This window comes from Romboutsia sp. LXY-2 (assembly GCF_056171995.1).
In genome coordinates this window covers 1-1556 of record NZ_JBKFGI010000037.1, presented here as the reverse complement: position 1 = coordinate 1556, position 1556 = coordinate 1, and the positions used below count along the sequence as shown (strand labels likewise).

At 50.4% G+C, this 1556-nt stretch carries 16 tRNA genes; all 16 read right to left on the bottom strand.

Features of this window, described 5'->3' with window-relative positions:
- Nucleotides 1-130: 130 nt before the first annotated feature.
- A tRNA-Met gene (locus ACI48P_RS22150) sits at nt 131-207 on the bottom strand.
- A gap of 20 nt (nt 208-227) precedes the next feature.
- Nucleotides 228-303: transfer RNA gene (locus ACI48P_RS22145), tRNA-Phe, on the bottom strand.
- A gap of 5 nt (nt 304-308) precedes the next feature.
- Nucleotides 309-385: transfer RNA gene (locus ACI48P_RS22140), tRNA-Ile, on the bottom strand.
- Between the two features lie 7 nt (nt 386-392).
- Nucleotides 393-469, bottom strand: a tRNA-Pro gene (locus ACI48P_RS22135).
- 40 nt (nt 470-509) lie between these two features.
- Nucleotides 510-585, bottom strand: a tRNA-Trp gene (locus ACI48P_RS22130).
- 9 nt (nt 586-594) lie between these two features.
- Nucleotides 595-671 (bottom strand) — tRNA-Ile (locus ACI48P_RS22125).
- Between the two features lie 6 nt (nt 672-677).
- Nucleotides 678-754 (bottom strand) — tRNA-Pro (locus tag ACI48P_RS22120).
- 10 nt (nt 755-764) lie between these two features.
- Nucleotides 765-857, bottom strand: a tRNA-Ser gene (locus ACI48P_RS22115).
- Nucleotides 858-865: 8 nt separating this feature from the next.
- Nucleotides 866-954: transfer RNA gene (locus tag ACI48P_RS22110), tRNA-Ser, on the bottom strand.
- Between the two features lie 12 nt (nt 955-966).
- Nucleotides 967-1042, bottom strand: a tRNA-Lys gene (locus tag ACI48P_RS22105).
- A gap of 8 nt (nt 1043-1050) precedes the next feature.
- Nucleotides 1051-1126 (bottom strand) — tRNA-Gln (locus ACI48P_RS22100).
- A 5-nt stretch (nt 1127-1131) separates the two neighbouring features.
- Nucleotides 1132-1208, bottom strand: a tRNA-Arg gene (locus ACI48P_RS22095).
- Between the two features lie 16 nt (nt 1209-1224).
- A tRNA-Gly gene (locus tag ACI48P_RS22090) sits at nt 1225-1298 on the bottom strand.
- A 9-nt stretch (nt 1299-1307) separates the two neighbouring features.
- A tRNA-Tyr gene (locus ACI48P_RS22085) sits at nt 1308-1392 on the bottom strand.
- Between the two features lie 8 nt (nt 1393-1400).
- A tRNA-Thr gene (locus ACI48P_RS22080) sits at nt 1401-1475 on the bottom strand.
- A gap of 4 nt (nt 1476-1479) precedes the next feature.
- Nucleotides 1480-1555: transfer RNA gene (locus ACI48P_RS22075), tRNA-Asn, on the bottom strand.
- Nucleotide 1556 lies beyond the last annotated feature (1 nt).

Here is a 1556-nt window from a genome sequence, read left to right as displayed (position 1 = left end):
GGATCAAACTCTCAAATAAAAGTTTAACGGGCTCAGATACTGTTATATATCTGGCTTTGTTTGGTTGTTTCAAATTCTATAAATTAACCTACTGTTTAATTTTCAAAGTTCTTATTTGATATAGTTTTGTTGGTAGCGGTAACAGGAGTCGAACCTGTGACCTTTCGGGTATGAACCGAACGCTCTAGCCAACTAAGCTATACCGCCATATCCATTTAAGGTTTTAATGGTGCCCAGAGGCGGAATCGAACCACCGACACGGGGATTTTCAGTCCCCTGCTCTACCGACTGAGCTATCTGGGCAAACCTGGTGGGCCTAGCTGGACTCGAACCAGCGACCTCACGCTTATCAGGCGTGCGCTCTAACCACCTGAGCTATAGGCCCATAATCTTGGTCGAGGTGGAGGGACTCGAACCCCCGGCCCCATGGTCCCAAACCACGTGCGCTACCAAACTGCGCTACACCTCGATAATTTTAATTTGCATTTTATTATTAATTTGTTTAAAAGTGGCAGGGGTGGAGGGACTCGAACCCCCGGCGCACGGTTTTGGAGACCGACGCTCTACCAACTGAGCTACACCCCTATGTAATTATGGTGGACCATCAGGGACTCGAACCCCGGACCTACCGGTTATGAGCCGGGCGCTCTAACCAACTGAGCTAATGGTCCATTAATTGGTCGAGGTGGAGGGACTCGAACCCCCGGCCCCATGGTCCCAAACCACGTGCGCTACCAAACTGCGCTACACCTCGATAATTTAACTGGCGGAGAAGGAGGGATTCGAACCCTCGCACCGGTTTAATCCAGCCTAATCCCTTAGCAGGGGATCCTCTTGAGCCGCTTGAGTACTTCTCCATGTTAAATGGCGGAGAGGGTGGGATTCGAACCCACGGTGCCGTTAAGCATCACTGGTTTTCAAGACCAGCTCCTTAAACCACTCGGACACCTCTCCGTATTATTTAGTTGGTGATCCATCCGCGACTCGAACGCGGGACACCCTGATTAAAAGTCAGGTGCTCTACCGACTGAGCTAATGGATCAAATTTTATGGCAGGGAATGCAGGACTCGAACCTACGCATGTAGCAGTCAAAGTGCTATGCCTTACCGACTTGGCGAATTCCCTATATATGGTGAGCGCACAGGGATTCGAACCCCGGACACACGCCTTAGAAGGGCGTTGCTCTATCCAGCTGAGCTATGCACCCACAATGATGTCATTAGTGGAGCGGGTGAAGGGGATCGAACCCTCACAGCCGGCTTGGAAGGCCGGAACTCTACCATTGAGCTACACCCGCATATAAAATTGGTGGAGGATGGTGGATTCGAACCACCGAAATCGTCGATAACAGATTTACAGTCTGCCCCCTTTGGCCGCTCGGGAAATCCTCCGTTTTTTATGGAGCTGGTGATAGGAATCGAACCTACAACCTGCTGATTACAAGTCAGCTGCTCTACCGTTGAGCCACACCAGCGTATTGGCGGGAATAACAGGACTCGAACCTGTGACCCATTGATTAACAGTCAATTGCTCTACCAACTGAGCCATATTCCCA